General features: G+C 72.4%; 15 protein-coding genes. 10 read left to right on the top strand and 5 right to left on the bottom strand.

The features are described from left to right. Positions 1–15: 15 nt before the first annotated feature. On the bottom strand, positions 16–1,554 hold the full coding sequence (locus QSK30_RS01045; protein ID WP_285498819.1) for an FAD-dependent monooxygenase: 1,539 nt from the start codon (positions 1,552–1,554) through the stop codon (positions 16–18). A 58-nt stretch (positions 1,555–1,612) separates the two neighbouring features. After that, complete coding sequence (locus tag QSK30_RS01040) at positions 1,613–3,109, bottom strand: MFS transporter (RefSeq protein WP_285498818.1); 1,497 nt, start codon at positions 3,107–3,109, stop codon at positions 1,613–1,615. Between the two features lie 140 nt (positions 3,110–3,249). On the opposite strand from QSK30_RS01040, the gene QSK30_RS01035 reads away from it, so the two are divergent. From QSK30_RS01035 to QSK30_RS01025, 3 genes are all read left to right on the top strand, one after another. After that, the gene (locus tag QSK30_RS01035) at positions 3,250–3,579 is read left to right on the top strand and encodes an ArsR/SmtB family transcription factor (protein WP_285498817.1); all 330 of its coding nucleotides are present in this window, start codon (positions 3,250–3,252) and stop codon (positions 3,577–3,579) included. Positions 3,580–3,675: 96 nt separating this feature from the next. Continuing rightward, the gene (locus QSK30_RS01030; protein ID WP_285498816.1) at positions 3,676–5,007 is read left to right on the top strand and encodes an SNIPE associated domain-containing protein; all 1,332 of its coding nucleotides are present in this window, start codon (positions 3,676–3,678) and stop codon (positions 5,005–5,007) included. Positions 5,008–5,010: 3 nt separating this feature from the next. Beyond that, positions 5,011–5,583 carry a DUF2510 domain-containing protein gene (locus tag QSK30_RS01025; protein WP_285498815.1) on the top strand — a complete coding sequence of 191 codons (573 nt, stop codon included), beginning with the start codon at positions 5,011–5,013 and terminating at the stop codon, positions 5,581–5,583. A gap of 62 nt (positions 5,584–5,645) precedes the next feature. Here QSK30_RS01025 and QSK30_RS01020 read toward each other — a convergent pair whose 3' ends face one another. Together QSK30_RS01020 and QSK30_RS01015 are read right to left on the bottom strand one after the other, a co-directional pair. Further along, positions 5,646–6,143, bottom strand: coding sequence for a pyridoxamine 5'-phosphate oxidase family protein (locus QSK30_RS01020; protein ID WP_285498814.1), 498 nt, complete (start codon positions 6,141–6,143; stop codon positions 5,646–5,648). A 70-nt stretch (positions 6,144–6,213) separates the two neighbouring features. Beyond that, the gene (locus tag QSK30_RS01015; protein ID WP_285498813.1) at positions 6,214–6,903 is read right to left on the bottom strand and encodes an RraA family protein; all 690 of its coding nucleotides are present in this window, start codon (positions 6,901–6,903) and stop codon (positions 6,214–6,216) included. Positions 6,904–6,954: 51 nt separating this feature from the next. Between QSK30_RS01015 and QSK30_RS01010 the strand changes: the two genes are divergently transcribed. The 7 genes from QSK30_RS01010 (at position 6,955) to QSK30_RS00980 (ending at position 17,391) form a co-directional block, all read left to right on the top strand. Next, positions 6,955–7,956, top strand: coding sequence for a GlxA family transcriptional regulator (locus QSK30_RS01010; protein ID WP_285498812.1), 1,002 nt, complete (start codon positions 6,955–6,957; stop codon positions 7,954–7,956). Between the two features lie 42 nt (positions 7,957–7,998). Further along, positions 7,999–8,283, top strand: a complete 285-nt coding sequence (locus QSK30_RS01005) for a hypothetical protein (protein ID WP_285498811.1) — start codon at positions 7,999–8,001, stop codon at positions 8,281–8,283. Between the two features lie 192 nt (positions 8,284–8,475). After that, positions 8,476–9,165 (top strand): hypothetical protein, encoded by a 690-nt coding sequence (locus tag QSK30_RS01000; RefSeq protein ID WP_285498810.1) that lies wholly within the window; start codon positions 8,476–8,478, stop codon positions 9,163–9,165. Positions 9,166–9,173: 8 nt separating this feature from the next. Next, positions 9,174–12,446: a helicase HerA domain-containing protein gene (locus QSK30_RS00995; protein ID WP_285498809.1), complete on the top strand. Its 3,273-nt coding sequence runs from the start codon at positions 9,174–9,176 to the stop codon at positions 12,444–12,446. A 430-nt stretch (positions 12,447–12,876) separates the two neighbouring features. Then, a complete protein-coding gene (locus QSK30_RS00990; protein WP_285498808.1) occupies positions 12,877–13,728 on the top strand; it encodes an ArsR/SmtB family transcription factor in 852 nt (283 codons plus the stop codon). A gap of 553 nt (positions 13,729–14,281) precedes the next feature. After that, positions 14,282–15,298 carry a pyridoxal-phosphate dependent enzyme gene (locus QSK30_RS00985; protein ID WP_285498807.1) on the top strand — a complete coding sequence of 339 codons (1,017 nt, stop codon included), beginning with the start codon at positions 14,282–14,284 and terminating at the stop codon, positions 15,296–15,298. A 134-nt stretch (positions 15,299–15,432) separates the two neighbouring features. Further along, entirely contained in the window at positions 15,433–17,391 is a 1,959-nt protein-coding gene (locus QSK30_RS00980) for an NACHT domain-containing protein (protein WP_285498806.1), read from the top strand. A gap of 80 nt (positions 17,392–17,471) precedes the next feature. Here QSK30_RS00980 and QSK30_RS00975 read toward each other — a convergent pair whose 3' ends face one another. After that, positions 17,472–17,738 (bottom strand): hypothetical protein, encoded by a 267-nt coding sequence (locus QSK30_RS00975; RefSeq protein ID WP_285498805.1) that lies wholly within the window; start codon positions 17,736–17,738, stop codon positions 17,472–17,474. Positions 17,739–17,783 lie beyond the last annotated feature (45 nt).

Below are 17,783 nucleotides of genomic sequence, written 5' to 3'. Positions count from 1 at the left end.
TCACCGGTTTCGCGATCACGCTTTCGGACAGCCGAACCAGGCCCGCAGCGCGACGTCGAGCGTGTGCCGGTCGGAGTCCAGACCCCGGCCGCTCCAGGCGATGTAGCCGTCCGGGCGGACCAGCAGGGCGGGTGCGGCCACGACCTCCTCGCAGGTCGCGACGACCACGTCGACCCGGTCGGCCCAACCCGCGGCGAGCTCGCCCAGCGGCGAGGGCCCGGCGAAGTCGAACAGGACCGGCCTGCCCGCGCGCAGCAGCTCGGCCACGCTCACCAGCTCGCTGCCCACCTTGAGCCGCAGGTCCGGCGCGAGCAGGCCGACCAGCGGGTCGGCGCGGTCACCGGTGTCGTACCGGACGTCCTGGCCGCTGATCATCCGGCTGAGGAAGTCGTTGACCTGCGGCAGGTGCATCAGCTCGGCGAACAGTTCCCGCAGCGGGTCGACCCGGTGGTCCGGGAGCATCAACCCGACCTGCGCGCGCACGTTGTAGAGCACCCGCGCGGCGACCGGGGCGCGTTCGCCGTGGTAGGTGTCGAGCAGTTCCGGCGGTGCCCAGCCCGCGACCTCGCCGGCGAGCTTCCAGCCGAGGTTGACCGCGTCCTGCAGGCCCAGGTTGACGCCCTGGCCGCCCATCGGGAAGTGCACGTGCGCGGCGTCGCCCGCGAGCAGCACCCGGCCGCGCCGGTACGGCTCGGCCAGCAGCGCCGCGTCGGAGAAGCGGGTGAGCCACCGCGGTGAGTCCATCGGCACCGGCACCCCGGCGATCCGCTCGATCTCCCCGCGCAGCTCGGCGAGGGTCACCGGCGCGCCGCGGTCCGGGTGCGGCGCGGTGAAGTCGTAGGAGCACACCCGGCTGTGGCCGCCGGGGTTGGTCCAGAACAGCGTCCAGCCGCGCTCGTTGCGCTGCCAGCCGTGCGGTGCGGAGTAGGGGTCCAGCAGCCGGACGTCGCCCATCAACGCGGAGATCGTGGCGGGGGTGCCGACGAACGGGATGCCCGCCAGCTTGCGCACCGCGCTGCGGGCGCCGTCGCAGCCCACGCACCACCCGGCGGTCACCCGCCGGGTGGTGCCGGTCGACGACCGGACCTCGAGCTCGACCCCGTCGCCGCGCTCGGTCAGGCCCACGACCTCGCTGTCGCGCTCGATCCGGGCGCCCAGCGCCACGGCGCGGTCGGCGAACACCTGCTCGGCGTAGGCCTGCGGGCTGCCGACGAGCACCGGGCCCTCGTCCACCACGCGGGCGAGGTCGAGCTCGAACATGCCCGCGAAGTGGAAGGGCACCGGACCCCGCGACCCGGCCGGGGCGGGCCGCCCCGGCTGGACCGCGGCCAGCAAACCCCGCCGGTGCAGCGTTTCCGCCGTCCGGGAGTGCAGGGTGCCCGCCTTCGACTCGCCGGTGGGCCGGGGCAACCGCTCCAGCACCAGCACACCGACGCCGTGCAGGGCCAACTCGCCCGCGAGGAGCATGCCGACCGGTCCGCCGCCGACAATGGCGACCTCGACCCGGTCCGCCGAACCCTGGCCGGTGGAGCCCTGGACGTCATCGGTGGTCATGGCTGCCTTCCTGGTCGGGGCTGGTCGATCCGATCGGGACCGCCGCGGGGCGCGGCGGTCACGCGCGGGGCGCGACGACATCCGGCACGACATCCGGCCGGACGTCGGTTGCCTGGTCGCTCTCGGTGGTCCGGACCTCGGGCTTGGGCCTCGGCAGGGTCATGGCGACCACGGCGCCGAGCACCGCCAGCACCCCCGCGATGTAGAAGGAGGTCTGGATGCCGTCGGAGACGGCGAACCGCAGCGCCTCGCCCGCGAGCCCGCGGGTGTCGGCGTTGGCGATGGCGACCAGGACGGCCAGCCCGATCGCGTAGCCGACCTGCTGGGTGGTCGAGGCCATGCCGGAGGCGATGCCCTGCTCGTCGTCGGAGACCCCGGAGGCCGCCGCGATCCACATGCCGGTCCAGGCGATGCCCTGGCCGACGCCCATCACGACCAGGCCGGGGACCAGGTACCAGTAGTTCCCGTCGGCCAGCACGCCCAGCGCCAGGACCGCGATCCCGACGCCGCCGACGGCGAAGCCGGTGATCACCGTGGACCTGGTGGTGCTCCGGGTGGCCATCCGCTCGCCGACCTGGGTGCCCACCGCGATGGCGACCGCCTGGGTGAGGAACGCGACCCCGGTGGTCATCGCCGAGTAGCCGGAGACGTCCTGGAAGAACACGGTGAGGAAGTAGGGCACGGTGCCGAAGGTGGCCATGAAGGTGAAGGTGATGGCCATCGCGGTCACCAGGCTGCGGTTGCGGAAGAGCCGCAGCGGCATCAGCGGGTCACCGGTGCGCGACTCGATCAGGAAGAACGCGGCCAGCAGCAGCACGCCGATGGCGGCGCTGAGCACGATGGGCGTGGACAGCCAGCCCGAGTCGGGCCCCTGGACCAGCACGAAGACGATCAGCGTGATGCCCGCGGTGACGGTGAGCGTGCCCGGCAGGTCGAACTTGCGGGCCGGGCCGGTGCGCGGACGGTCGGCGGGGATGAGCACCAGGGCGGCGATCGCGATCCCGACGGCCAGCGGCACGTTGACGAAGAAGACCGAGGCCCAGCCGAAGGCGCCGGTGAGCACACCGCCGAGCAGGGAGCCCAGGGTCAGGCCACTGGCACCGGCACCGCCCCAGACGGCCAACGCGCGGTTGCGCGAGCGGCCCTCCTCGAACATGGTGTTGACCAGCGAGAGCGTGGTGGGGAACAGCAGCGCGCCGCCCAGGCCCTGCACGGCCCGGACGATGATGATCATCGCTGGGTCGTTCGCGAAGCCGCCGACCAGCGACGACCCCGCGTAGAGACCGAGCGCCAGCAGGAACATCCGGCGTTTGCCGAACAGGTCCGCGGCCCGGCCGCCGAGCAGCAGGAAGCCGCCGAAGGCGACCGCGTAGGCGCTGACGACCCACTGCAGGTTCTGCGCGGTGAAGCCGAGCTTGTCACCCATCTCGGGCATGGCGACGAAGACGATGTAGATGTCCAGCGAGACGATCAGCTGGGCCAGGGCGAGCGGGACGACGGCCCAACCGAGCCTGCCACCGGCGCCACCGGCATAAGCGGGGGGAAGTTGTGACATGAAGGCTCGAGCCCCTTAGCTGGAAGTTGAAACGACTGTTCACGAATACTCGTACAATCGAACAGTTGTGTCAAGGGCACTCCCCCGGACGTGGCGCCGGACCGGCCGGACCAGCGAAACCCTCGGCTACTGTGGTTCCCATGGACGCACCACGGCACCCGTCGCGGGCCGAGATCCGCATCCAGGACGTGTTCGCCGCCCTGGCCAGCCCGATGCGCCTGGAGATGATCGGCATCCTGGCCACCGGCGGCGAACAGCGCTGCGGCGGCGTGCTCACCGAGGTCTCGAAGTCCACCCTGACCCACCACTGGCGGGTCCTGCGCGAGGGCGGCCTGATCCGGCAGCGCCCGGTCGGCCGGGAACTGCTGGTCTCCCTGCGCCAGGAAGACCTGGACGCCCGCTTCCCCGGCCTCCTCGACGTGGTGCTGACCGCCGTCCGGGACAGCCCGCCCGCCTCACTGGCCACCTGAGCCCCACCGCGACAGCGCGACCGCCGATGGTCCGTAACGGACAGTGCGGGTTGCGCGACTCACGGGCGTCGGGAGAAGTTGGCAGGAGGGGCGGAAGTGGCGCTGTTCGGCAACCGGGAAAGCGCGGGAGTGGCCGCGCTAGAGCAACAACTCGGGGCCGCCCAGGCCACGATCGCCGAGCTGCGCGGCTGGATGGGGCAGTTGCGCGGAGCGGAGACAGCCGCGCTGGAGGGTGAGCTCCGGGCGCTGCGCTCGGCCGTGGCGGACGCGAAGCGCGAGCACACCGAGGTCCACAGTGGACTCCAGCAGACCCGGGACGAGGTCGAGCGGTGGCGCGGTCGGCTCGTCGAGACGCGGGAACTGGCGCTGCTGCAGGAAGTCGGTGTCTACGACTACGCCCACCCGATGGACGACGCGGTCGCGTACAAGGACGCGCTGGCCGAGCTGCGGACCGCGATCAAGGCGATGGCCAAGGGCGAGGCGGTGACCTGCCAGGTGGACTGGGCGGTCAACGGATCGGTCAAGGAGGGGCAGAAGCTCGGCCGCGACATGGCCAAGCTGATGCTGCGCGCGTACAACGCCGAGGCCGACAACGCCGTGCGTTCGGTCAAGCCGCACACCCGGGACGCGGTGAAGAAGCGGCTGGACACCACCCGGGAGACGATCGGCAAGCTCGGTGTGCTCATGCGCATCGCCATCGCCGCGGACTACCACCGGTTGCGGTTGCGCGAGATCGACCTGACCAGCGACTACCTGACCAAGGTCGAGTACGAGCGCGAACAGGCGCGCGCCGAGCGGGACCGGCTCCGCGAGGAGGCCAAGGTGATGAAGGAGATCGAGCGGGAGCGCGCCCGGCTCGCGAAGGAGCGCGCGCACATCGCCACCGTGGTGGCGAAGCTGACGGCCAACGGCGACACCGAGGCGCTGGTTCGCGCGCGTGAGCAGCTGGCGTCGGTGGACGACGCGATCACCGGTGTGGACGAGCGCGCCGCCAACGTGCGGTTGGGGTACGTCTACGTGATCTCCAACATCGGCGCGTTCGGGCCGGACATGGTCAAGATCGGGATGACCCGGCGGCTGGACCCGATGGACCGGGTGCGCGAACTGGGCGACGCGTCGGTGCCGTTCCGGTTCGACACGCACGCCCTGTTCTTCTCCGAGGACGCCGTGGCGCTGGAAACCTCACTGCACCAACGGCTCTCGCACAAGCGGGTCAACATGGTCAACGCCCGGCGTGAGTTCTTCTACGCCACGCCCGCGGAGGTGCGGGAGCTGTTGACCGGTCTGGGTGACCACGTGCTCGAGTACACCGACACCGCCGAGGCCGTCGAGTGGCGGGCCTCCGACCCCGCCAGGCGCGGGCCCACCAGCGCCCCGGCGGGCACCGACACCGGTGCCGACGGCGACCTCTCCGATGACGGGGAGTGAGTCGTGACCCAGCCCGCACCGCCGATCCGGCCCGCCGCCTGGCTTCCGGATCCGCTCGATGACGCGCTGCTGCGCTATTGGGACAGTCGACAGTGGACTTTCCACACCGTCGACCGGCCCGTTGAGCAGCCCGCGACCCCGATCGCGGCAGCCGACGAGGTGGTCACGCCTGCTTTGCGCCCCGACGTGGCGGCTGCCCTGGACCTCGTGCGCGGCGGGCTGCTCGGGTCCATGAAGGAGGTGAACCTCCTGGGCAGCTACCTGCACCCCGAAGAGCGGGTACTGGCCCTCACCGGCGCACAGGGCGACGGTGTCGGTGTGCTCGCCTGCACTGACCGGCGGCTCGTCTTCCTCTTCGTGGGTCTCCTCCGGCGGCAGTTCCTCGAGGTCGACTGGAACCGCGCGCACACCGTCACCTACGACCAGGCGTCGCGCTACTTCGCTGTCTACACAACGAGAGTCACCAAGCGAACCGTGCCCGCGTTCGCCGTGCGGGTGGCGAACCTGCAGGACGCGCAGGCGGTCGCCCACGCGGCCCAGCAGGCCTCGGCCGCGCCTCGGCTGGACATCGTCTGACGCACAGGTTCAGTTGCCCGGGTCAACGCCCTACGCGGTCGGGGTCCTCAGGCGGCCGCGCCCTACGCCGGGGTCAGGTCGACGGTGTCGTGGTCGCCGCCGTCGTAGCGGTCGCCGGTTAGTTTGGCCTTGGCGAAGCTGATCGCCGAGGCGATCTTGCCGCCGGGGGTGTCCCAGTACTCCGCGGTGAGTGCGGAGACCTTGATGAGCACCACGGACGGGTCGTCTGGTCCCTGCGGGAGCCAGGCCTCGACCCAGGCGTTCCACAGGTCGTGGGCCTTGGCGCGGTCCTCCACCACGTGGGCGGCGCCGTAGATCGAGATCCAGGTGTCCGACGAGGTCAGCGTGACGTTCACCTCGGGCACGGCCTGGATGTGGGCGACCTTGCGCGAGTCGCGCTCGGCGAAGAACCACAGGTCGCCGTCGAACTCGACCTCCTGCTGGGCCATCGGGCGGCTGACCAGGTGGCCCAGTTCGTCGCAAGTGGTCAGCATGCCCACCCGGATGTCGCCCGCCATCTTGGCCAGGTGGCGGACTTGGTCGTCGTGGGACTCGGGCATCGGGGGCTCCTCGGTGTTCGGGGGTGTCGAACAGAGGTGCCCAGCCCGCGCCGGTTCATGCCTCGGCGGCTCACTCTTCGACGGCGCCGCCGACGGTCCGCAGGTGGGCGCGGAAGGTCAGGTCGGGTTCCGCGCGGCGCCGGGCGAGGTAGGTGTCGAAGCGGACCTGTTCACGCAGCGTGACACCGCCGGTGATGCGGGCGGCTTGGGCGCGCTCGGTGTCGCGGATCGACTCGGCGAGGGTGAACAGGTCCTCGACGCGGTCGGCGGGCAGGAACAGGACGCCGTCCTCGTCGGCGGCGACCACGTCGTCGCGGCCCACCTCCCACGGGCCGACCGTCGCGGTGGTCAGGGCGTCGGCGGGGCGGGGTTCGACGGCGAGCGGACCGGTCGGGATGGCGCCGAGGCTGAACACCGGCAGGCCGGTCGCCACGACGTCCACGGTGTCGCGGTGCAGCCCCCACACCACCACCCCGGCCAGGCCCGCCGCCTGCGCCTCCAGGACGACCAGGTCGCCGACGCACGCGTGGTCGAGCCTGCCGCCGTTGTCGACGACCAGCACGTCCCCCGGCCGCGCCTCGCCGATCGCCTCCAGGAACACGTCCACGCTCCCGGCGTGCCGGGCGGGCGCGACCCGGCCGATCACCCGACTGCCCGCGGCGACCGCCCGCAGGGACACGCAGCGGACGGGGACCCCGGTGCGGACACACGCGTCGGTGAGGTGGGCGTTGGTGAGCGCGGCGAAGCGGTCAGGCGTCATGGGGTCATCCTGTCCGGGACACCGGGCGGCGGCGAGTGCTAGGAATCGCACATGTCGCAAGATTTCGCGCACCGGGTCGCGCTGCTGGTCGAGGACGGCGCCAACCCGTTCGAGCTGGGGGTGGCCAGCGAGCTGTTCGGCCTGCGCCGCCCGGAGCTGCGCAGGCCCTGGTACGAGTTCACCCTGTGCGCGGCGACCCCGAGCGTGCGGATGCACCAGGGCCTGTTCACCGTCTCCGACATCGCCGACCTGTCCGCCGCCGACGCCGCGGACACCCTGATCGTGCCCAACCGGCCCGACCCCCGGGCGCCCGCGGCCGCGCCGGTGCGCGCGGCGATCGCCCGGGCCGCCGAGCGCGGTGCCCGGTTGGTGAGCTTCTGCACCGGCGCCTTCGCCCTGGCCGAGGCCGGTGTCCTCGACGGTCGGACCGCGACCACCCACTGGCGCTGGGCCGCCGCGTTCACCCGCAGGCACCCCCGGGTCCGGTTCGCCTCCGACGTCCTGTTCGTCGACGACGGCGGCATCCTCACCTCGGCGGGCAGCGCGGCCGCGCTCGACCTGGGCCTGCACCTGATCCAGTCCGACCACGGCGCCGAGGTGGCGAACGCGGTCAGCAGGCGGCTGATCTTCGCGGGCCCGCGCGACGGCGGCAGGCGCCAGTTCGTCGACCGGCCGGTGCCCGCGACCGCCGACACCTCACTGGCGCCCGTGCTGGACTGGGCCCGCGAACGGCTCGACCGCCCGCTCACCGTGGGCGCCCTCGCCGATCGCGCCGCCGCCAGCCAGGCCACCCTGTACCGCCGCTTCCGCGCCGAACTGGGCACCACTCCCCTGGCCTGGCTGACGACCGAGCGGATCACCCTGGCCCGCAGGCTGATCGAACGCGGCGACCTGCGCCTGGACCGGGTGGCGGCGGCCTGCGGGCTGGGCACGGCGGCGAACCTGCGGGCGCACCTGCGGCGGCACACGGGTTTGACACCGTCGGAGTACCGCCGCCGCCATGAACCCGTGGACCTCGGCGTGCGATCGGCCGGACGGCAGGCCGCGCGGTGACCGGGCGACCAAAACTGTTGCGGCACCGGTGAATCCGCCCGGGTGACCGGAACCCGCGAGTGGTCAGCTCGCCTAGGGCAGCGGGATCTTCTCGTCGCCACCCGGCAGCTGTGCGGCGCCGCCCGCGGGCATCGCGGCCAGGGCGTGCGCATCGCCGTCGATCGCCCGAGCGCGCGCACGCACCTCGCGGTCGCCGGGGCGGAGTTGGATGAGGAGTCGGCGGCCGCAACCGGCGCCCCGCGGCTGACCGGGCTGCGCCGGGAGTTGGCGAGGCTCAGCCGCGGCACGGCGGGCGACTCCGTCCCGCCGCTGCGGCCGCTCTGGTGAGCGTTACCACGATCCGCCGTCGGCGAACAAGATCGTGCGATATCGGTGCGGCGTGACCAACCCGAGACCACATGGCATGTTTTTGGCCAGTAACGGTTGCTCCACAAGGGGGATTTCCGTCCCCCGGCGGAAAAGGACGGCTAGGGTGGGGCGCGATCCACACCGGCCGACCGCACGGGAGAGAACCAACAGATGGCGAACGCCTCGCTCGGGATCGCGGACAAGTCGGCCCTGCTGGCGCTGATGTTGATCGTGGACGAAGCCGCCAACCCCGAGATCAGGGAGCGGTTCGGCTTCCCCATCGACAAACCGGTCCGCGAGCGGCTGGTCGGGGCGGGCATGATCACCGCGCGCAAGGACCCGGGGCGGCGCAACGCGATCGTCCACGAGCTGACCGAGACCGGCTGGAAGGGCGCCCGCGCGGCCCTCGCCGAGGACGTCCCACCCGGCGCGCACAAGGCATACCGCCTGCTCTACGCGGTGAACCAGGCGCTCAAGTCCACAATGGACAGGTTCGACCTGGCGATGGCCGATGTGTTCCAGCTGCCCACCGACCAGACTGAGCAGCCCGAGCGGACCGAGCACGTCGAACCGGTCGAGGACCCCGGCGCGGCCGAACGCGCCGGGGTGGACGCCCGGGTCCTGGCCGCCTACACCGACCTCGCGGGTGAGCCCGGCGCCTACGTCAGCCTCACCCGGCTGCGCGGCGCGCTGGCCGGGTTCCCGCGCGCCGAGGTCGACGCGGCGCTGACCCGGCTGGCCGCCCGGCCCGAGACCTTCCTGATCCCGGAGATCAACCAGAAGACGCTGACCAGCGAGGACCGGGCGGCGGCGCTGTTCCTCGGCGGCGAGGACAAGCACCTGCTGTCGATCGAACGCTGAGGTCGGCCGTGGACGACACCGAGCTCCGCGCGCTCGCCGCGCTCCGGTTCGACTGGGCGCCGACGCCCGAGGACGTGTGGACCCCCGCGGCCGCGCACGTCGCGGAGCTCAACGCGCCGGTCCTGCGGTCGGTCATGGCCGCGTTCGCCGACGCCGAGCGCAGCCGCGGACCGAGCCCGCTCGGGGTCGTGATCACCGGGCAGCAGGGCGCGGGCAAGACGCACATGCTCGGTGCCGTGCGGGCCGAGGTGCACCGCCAGGGCGGGTACTTCTTCCTGCTGAGCCTGTTGCACGAGAAGTCGTTCTGGCAGAACATCGTCCACGCGATCCGCACCGGGCTGCACAACCTCGGCCCGGACAAGCAGCGCCAGCTCACCGTGGTGCTGCACCGGCTCGCCGACCGGCTCTCCCTGCCGGCGGCGGCCCGCGCCCAGGTCGTCGGCGACGCCGAGATCACCAGGGCGACCCTCGACCGGGTCGTCGTGGGGCTGCGCGACGCGGATCCGACGCACGGGCAGGAGTGCAGGCACACCGCGCGGGCGCTGGTCCTGCTCGCCGCGCACGACCCGACCGTGCAGGAGATCGGCGAGTCCTACCTGACCTCGGCGAGCGAGGCGGTCGCGGGTGAGCGGTCCGAGTGGGGCATCCACCCCGACGCCAAGCCCGCCCAGCAGGTCGTCCGGGAGATCTCCCGGATCCTGGCGCTGACCGGGCCGAGCGTGCTGGCCGTCGACCAGATCGACACGCTGGTGTCGCAGTCCGGCCGCTCGACCGACCGGCAGCACGCGATGGGCGTCGGCCTGCCGCGCGAGCAGCTGCTGGAGCAGATCGGTTCCGGGCTGATGGACCTGCGCGAGTCGACCCACCGCACGGTCACCGTGGTGGCCTGCCAGCCGCCGGTGTGGGAGGGCATCCGCACCACCGCGATCGGCTCGGCCGCCGACCGGTTCCGCTCCGCCGCGCAGCTGCGGGCGGTGCCCTCGGCCGAGGTGGCCAGGGCGCTGGTGGCCACCCGGTTCGAGCCGCGGTTCGTCGAGTGCGGCTTCACCCCGGCGTACCCGACCTGGCCGGTGCGCCCGGACGCCTTCGAGGGTGCCGTGGCGTTCACCCCGCGCACGCTGTTCAAGGTGATCGACGAGCACATCAGGTCGTGTTTGGACAGTGGAGTGGTCACCGAGCTGCACCGGCTCGACGCCCGGGCCCTGCCGCGGCAGGTGCCCGACCCCATGCCGACCGGTGTCCCCGAGCTGTCCACAGTGGACGCCGAGTTCGCCGAACTGGTCCGCCGGGCCGACCCCCGGGCCGCGGTGGACAAGGACACCGAGGACATGAGCATGCCCGCGCTGCTCGCCGCGGGCCTCAACGCCTACGTCCAGGAACAGGGACCGGACCGGCTGCGCTACCGGGTGGAACCGCAGCGCGGCGCCAATCCCCCGCTGCACGCCCGGCTGTGCCGGACCCTGGACGAGGAGACCGAGGACGAGGTGCACTGGTCCTTCCGGGCCATCGCCGCACCGCACCCGCGCACGGTGCAGAACCGGATCGGCCGGGTGCAGGTCACCGCGGGCCTGGACCGCGACGTGCCCAAGCGCAAGGCGTACCTGCTGCGCACCGGGGGCTGGTCCACCGGGACCAAGCGGACCCAGGAGATGCTGGACGAGTTCCGCGCCCTGGGCGGCACGGTCATCGAGGAGGTCGACCTCGCCGACCTGAAGGTGTTCGCGGCGCTGGAGGTCCTGTGCGCCCGGCCGCGGCCGGAGGTGTCGAACTGGCTGCGGGCGCGCCGGCCTGCGGGCAGCACGGCGCTGTTCCGCGTGGTCTTCGGCGCACCGGAGGCCGGGCCGTCGGACCTCGCCCCACCACCGCCCACGCCGGTATGGACGGAGCCCGACGCGACGCCCGCCGAACCCGCACCGTCGCCGCGGGGCACCGAACCGGCCCCGGCCCGGGTCTGGATCGCGCCGGAGGACGTGCGCGAGACCACCGCCCCCGCCGAGTGGCCCGCCGACGACCCGGACACGCGGCTCGACGGCGCCGCCACCGCGGACCTGATCTCGCTCGGGACGAGCATCCGGACCGGCGAACCCCAGCGCGTGACGCTGGAATCGCTGCGCAAGCACACGGTGATCTTCGCCGGGTCCGGGTCCGGCAAGACCGTGCTGATCCGCAGGCTCGTCGAGGAGTGCGCGCTGCGCGGCGTCTCGGCGATCGTGCTCGACCCCAACAACGACCTGGCCCGACTCGGCGACCCGTGGCCGAGCCCGCCGGGGACCTGGGGCCCGGACGACGCGACGAAGGCCGCCGACTACCTCGAGCACACCGACGTCGTGGTGTGGACGCCGCGCCGCGAGTCGGGCAGGCCGATCAGCTTCCAGCCGCTGCCGGACCTGGCCGGGGTGGCCCACGACCCGGACGAGTTCGGCCTCGCGCTCGACATCGCCGTAGCCGCGCTCGCCCCGCGGGCCCGCGCCGACGGGACCACCGCGAAGGCCGAGCGCAGCCGCGCCGTGCTGCGCGAGGCGCTCTCGTCGTTCGCCCGGGCCGGACTGGCCGGGCTGCGCGACTTCCTGGACTACCTGGCCCAACTGCCCCCCGAGGTCACCTCGCTGGCCAACGCCCGCTCGATGGCCGTGGAGATGGCGCAGACCCTGATGGCCACGATGATCAACGACCCGCTCTTCGGCGGCGCGGGCGAGCCGCTCGACCCCGGGGTGCTGTTCACCCCGCCGCCGGGCAAGCGGGCCCGGGTGTCGGTGATCAGCATGATCGGCCTGCAGTCCGACGACCAGCGGCGCGGGTTCGTCAGCCAGCTGCAGATGGCCCTGTTCGCCTGGATCAAGCACCACCCGGCGGGCGACCGGCCGCTGGGCGGGCTGTTCGTGATGGACGAGGCGCAGACGCTGGCGCCGTCGGACCGGATGACCGCGTGCACGGCGAGCACGCTGGCGCTGGTGGCCCAGGCCCGCAAGTACGGGCTGGGCCTGGTGTTCGCGACCCAGGCGCCCAAGGGCATCCACAACCGGATCGTCGGCAACGCCGCGACCCAGTACTTCGGCTTCATCAACAGCCCGGCGCAGGTCGCCGCGGCCAAGGAGATGGCGGCGGCCAAGGCGAGTGCCGTGCTGGACATCTCCCGCCTGCGCGCGGGCGAGTTCTACGCGGTGGCCGAGGGCCTGGCGTTCGAGAAGGTGCGCTCGCCGATGTGCCTGAGCCACCACCCGTCGAGCGCGCTGACCCCCGAGGAGGTCCTGATCAGGGCCCAGGTGCCCGCCCCCGACTGACCACCGCCGCAGGTCCGGGCTCCCACCTGTTCGACGGACCGGTCGCGCCACCCCCGCCGAAATGAGCGGAAATCATTACCCCGACCGGGAGTGGACCGGTGTCGGCGATTCTAAATGCCTTCACGCAAACCTATTGAATACTTTACCGCAGGGCACCAGGCCGGGGTTGGCAAATTCACCCCTGGCTTAACTTCACAGCTCAGGGCCGGTCCACAGATGGCCGCAATGCGCCGGTGAGCCCATTCCGCGGGTGCTGTAACCTCAGTCACAGTCGCCTTCGGCGAGCGCGGGTGTGACGTCGGCGTCTATACTCGGCGGTACGCGCTACGGGGGTGGCGTCGAACACTGGGGATTCGACCGAGCCGAATGCAATTATGCGACCATAATCCTGGGGGGATTGGTGCGTCGATTTCATTTCTCACTCGCCGACTTGACCCGGATCAAGATCAAATCCGCCCGACTGCCCGCCCTGGAGACCGTGTTCGCCCTGGACCTGCTGGTCCGCGGCCGCGGCGGCGAACTGTTCACCGGCTGGCGAGCCCCGGTGCGCGCCCGACTGGGCGACCAGGTGCGCAGGCTCAAGGCGCTCAACCAGGCGGTGGCGACCCAGTCGCAGCTGTTCGCGCTGGAGGGCGACGAGCGACCGGAGGCCACCCTGCCACCGGAGGTGGCCACCGCCTACCACGAGTTCACCCAGGCCGCGATCACCCCGTACTGGCCCCGCATCCGCGACCACCTCGACGGCGATCGGGACACCCGAGCGGGCCACATCGCCACCGGCGGCGTAGAGCGGCTGTTGTCCACCCTGCACCCACAGGTCAGCTGGGAGTCACCGGTGCTGTCCACCCCGTTCCCCACCCCCCAGGACATCCAACTCGCAGGCCGCGGCCTGGTGCTGGTGCCCTCCCTGTTCCTGGTGGACCGGGTGACAGTCCTGCCCAGCCGCGCAACCGGCGAAATCGTGCTCGCCTACCCCGCACGACTCGACCCAGACTCCGCCGCAGCCATCTGGAACGTCGCCAACCACAACGAACGCGCCCTGGACGCCCTGGTCGGCCGCACCCGCGCAGCGGTCCTCAACGCACTGACCGACACCCCCAACACCGGCGAACTGGGCAGACGCCTCGGCATTTCCTCGGCCGCGGTCAGCCAACACACCTCGGTCCTGCGCAAGGCGGGCCTGATCACCACCCGACGACACCTGAACACCGCCATCCACTCCCTCACCCCCCTGGGCAAGATCCTCCTCAAGGGCCACCACGAGTCCATGACCCGGTCCTGACCACCACCCGAGCCCCCGGGCGAGCAAACGCTGGAGCGAGCACCGGCACCGACGCCGGCACGGACAAGCACCCAGCAAGCCAACGACCCAGCCCCCGCCCACCAACCGCAGCGGAGCGAAGCGAAGCGGCCGCCCCCCACCAGACCGCAGCGGAGAGGCCGCCCCATCACCAGACCACAGCGCAGCTCCCACCCCCACCAGACCGCAGCGGCAGGCCGACCCGGTGGTACCGCAGCCGAAGCCCGACCCCGCTGGTACCGCCTGCCCCGCTACGGATGCTCGATCTAGTGGACTCGCTTCGTGTGGGGGGAGAGCACCGCTAAACTTGACCAGGTGGTGGGGATGCCCTTCACCCCACGCTTTTTCACCACCGCGGTGCTCTAGGGGCCCCACACGAAGCGAGTTCACTAGATCGAGCCCACGCTTGTAACCCGGGCAACCCAGGGCCGCAAACCCATCGGACCGAGCCCCGGGCAACGAAGACGGCAACACCACAACGAGCCACCAGATCAAGCCCACGCTCGCAGCCCTCATGCATCACTAAGCTGCCCCCATGCGATGGCTGCACCAACCACACGCCCGCACCTGGCGGTGCGCACCCGCAGACCCGGCCGCCACCACCTTCCACCAGCACCTACCCAACTACCACCCAACCCCCTTGATCAACGCAGGCAACGCAGGCAACGGCACAAGACTCGTGTGCAAGGACGAGTCCGAACGCCTCGGCCTGCCCGCGTTCAAGATCCTCGGCGCCTCCTGGGCCGTGCACAAGCTGCTCAACCAGCGCGCAGACACCCAGGTGCTAGTCGCCGCCACCGACGGAAACCACGGTCGAGCGGTGGCCCGCGCCGCGGCAGAACACAAGCGTGGCTGCAAGGTTTTCGTGCCGAACGGCGTCCACCCGACCGCCATCGAAGCGATCGCGAGCGAAGGCGCGCAGGTGGTGCGCGTCGCCGGGTCGTACGACGAGGCCGTGCACAAGGCGGCCGAGGCGGCGGGCGCCGCGGGGCACGCCTTGGTGCAGGACACCGCACTGCCCGGGTACACCGACGTTCCACAGTGGATAGTCGACGGCTACGCCACGCTGTTCCGCGAGCTCGACGCCCAGCTGGCCGTCGCGCCCGACCTGGTGGTGGTGCCCGCCGGGGTCGGCTCGCTGGCGCAGGCCGCGGTGACCCACTACCGGTCCACCGGATCGGCCACCGCGGTGCTGACCGTCGAGCCGGTCGCGGCGGCGTGCGTGCTGGCCAGCCTGCGCGCCGGGGCGCTGACCACTGTGTCCACTTCGGACACGATCATGGCGGGCCTGAACTGCGGCACCCCCTCACCCGCGGCCTGGGAGCACCTGCGGCACGGGCTCGACGCCGCGATCGCGATCACCGACGCGGACAGCCGCGCGGCAGCGGTCGAACTGGCCGACGCGGGGATCGCCGCCGGGCCCTGCGGGGCAGCGGCGTTGGCGGGCGCGCGGGCCGCGCTGGCCACCGAGTTGGCCGGACTGCTGGGGATCGGCGCGACGGCCACCGTGGCGCTGATCAGCACCGAGGGCCCGGACGCGAACCCGCACTAGACCGCGTTCCACGAGTCCCACCAACCCAACCAGCCCCGGCGTCGCCACAACACCAGGCAGCGAGCCACTGAGTTTCCGAGACACGGCTTGGGCCTGCTCCGTAGACTCTGCGCTCGAGCTCTGCGGGAGGTGCGGTGGCACGGTGGCAGCGGTGGGCGCTCGCCGTCCTCCTCGGCACAGCCGTGTTCGCCGCGGCGTGGTGGTTCTGCGAGGCCGCGCTGGACAAGTCCAGCGGCGACGCGATCGGCATCGCGGCGATCCCCAGCGCGATGGCCGCGATGGTGGCCGCGTGGTGGGCCGGGCTGTCGAGCCCGGCGGATCGCGACCGAGCGGCCCGCACCTTCTGGGTCCGGCGGATCTTGACCGTCAACCGGGCCGAGCTCGACCAGGTGTTCGCGGTCGCGCCGCGACTGCCACTGGTGCTGCTCGGCAGGCCGGACGTGGCCAGTTTCGGCAAGACCGGGTTCGCCGCGCGGGAGTTCGCCGACGTCGGCGCGGCCTTCGACGGCGCGGGCCGGGCCATGCTGCTCCTCGGCGCGGGCGGCGGGGGCAAGAGCACTCTGCTCACCGAGCTGTGCGTGCGCTTGTGCGAGGCCGAGCAGGACCGGGACGGGCCGGTGGTCCCCGTCGTGGTCACCCCGGGCACGTGGACGGGGGGCAGGCTTGAGAACTGGCTGCCGGGGGCGGTGGCCGACTCCTACCCCGGCTTGTCCCCGGCGGTCGCGCGCAAGTGGGTGGCGGCGCGCGCCGTCGTGCTCCTGGTCGACGCGCTGGAGGACGCGGGCGCCCGCAAGGCCGATTTCCTCAAGGCACTGGACAAGTTCCTGGGCGCGGGCGCGTGTCCGGTGGTCGTGGCGTGCCGCGAGGAGGACTTCGAGGGCCTCGACGCGCCCGCGGCGATCGGGCTCGCGGTGCAGGTGCGCACGCCGAGTCGCGACGAGGCCGTGGCCTATCTGAGAGCGCTGGGCAACCCCGCGGCCGACTCTGTCGTCGCGGTGTCGGAGAAGGACTCGCAGTGGTGGTCGATGGTGCGCGAGCCGCTGATGTTGGGCGCGATCGCGACCCTGGCCGCGATCGCGCCCACGAAGCCCCTGCGGCTGGCCAGGCACAAGGATCGGCGCAGGCAGGTCCTGAACCTCTACGTCGACGCCCTGATCGCCCGAGGTGGCCGCCCACCGGGGGCGACGGGCGACGACGACGCGCGCCGGTGGCTGGCGTGGCTGGCGGCGTGGATGTCGGCGCACAGCGCGCGGGAGTTCCACGTCGACCGCGTTCCCGCCTCGTGGCTGCCCGCTGTGCTGGCGCCCCGGGACAACGCGAACCTGGTCAACCGCGCCAGCCGGGCGCTGACCGGCGCGGCGCTCGGCGTCCTGGTCGGGGGCGTGGTCGTGACCGCCAACGCCGCCGCCTTGCGCAGCCTGCCGCAACTGGTCCTGCACTCGTTCGTGGTCTTGTTCGCGACCTACCACAACCTCCGGGTGAACCACCTGGTCCCGGGCGAGCCGATCCGGCTGACGTGGCGGGTGCGGGGCCGCTGGCCGGTCGCGTTGGGGATCACCGGGCTCCTGGTCTACACGGGCTCCGTGCTGCTGGCGGCCGCGCAGGGCACGTCGCCGGTGTCCGTGCCGGTGGTCGCGACCACCGGGGCCGTCCTCGTCTACGCCACCCCGGTGGTGCTCGCCTTGACGGTGCGGTCGGTGGCCGAGTCCAACCGGGCCAGGACCGCGCCCGGGGTCCGCCTGCGGCGCTCGCTGGTGAACGCCTGGCGGGCCGCGCTGCTGATCGGCGTGCCGGTCACGGCGGTCCGGTTCGCCCTCACCGCGCCGGTGGCCGGGCTGGAGTACGCCGTGGTGTTCTGCCTGCCGCTGGCCGTCCTGAACATCGGCAGCAGCTGGCTCGTCTTCGGCGGGATGCCCGTCCTGCAGTACCACCTGCTGTTCCGGAAGATGGCCCGGCAGGGGCGTGGGCCCCGGCACTACGTCGAGTTCCTGCGGTGGGCCGTCGAGAACCGGCTGCTGCGCCCGGCGGGCAGCGCGGTGCGCTTCCCGCACCGGGAGATCCAGCGCCACCTGCAACTCACCTGGCGCGGGTGACCTCGGCAGGGGCAGGCGGGCCCGGGGCGTTGTCGCCGGTGCTCGCGGGCCACCGCAGGACCACCGGCTCCGGACGGGCACTAGGACATGGCGGCGGCCACCGCGGCGGCCGAGCTGAGGATCACCGCGTGCGGTTCGCCGGTCTCCACGGCGTCCAGCAGGCCCTCGAGGACGGCGAGCAGGCCGACCACCCCGGTGCTCGCGCGCAGCCCGGTGATCAGCCACCGCAGCGCGGCGGCCAACCCGGTAGCGTTCGCCACCAAGACGAAGTGTTCGGCGAGCACCGCGGCGGACACGTGGCCCGCGCGAACACCACCGCCCTTGATCGCGGCGGCGAGCTTGGTCACGATGAGGGGCTCTAAGCCGGTGGCCAAGGTCGGGTCCCCGGGACG

The organism is Actinokineospora sp. NBRC 105648 (genome assembly GCF_030269645.1).
GTDB lineage: Bacteria > Actinomycetota > Actinomycetes > Mycobacteriales > Pseudonocardiaceae > Actinokineospora.
This window is presented reverse-complemented; position numbering and strand designations above follow the sequence as displayed.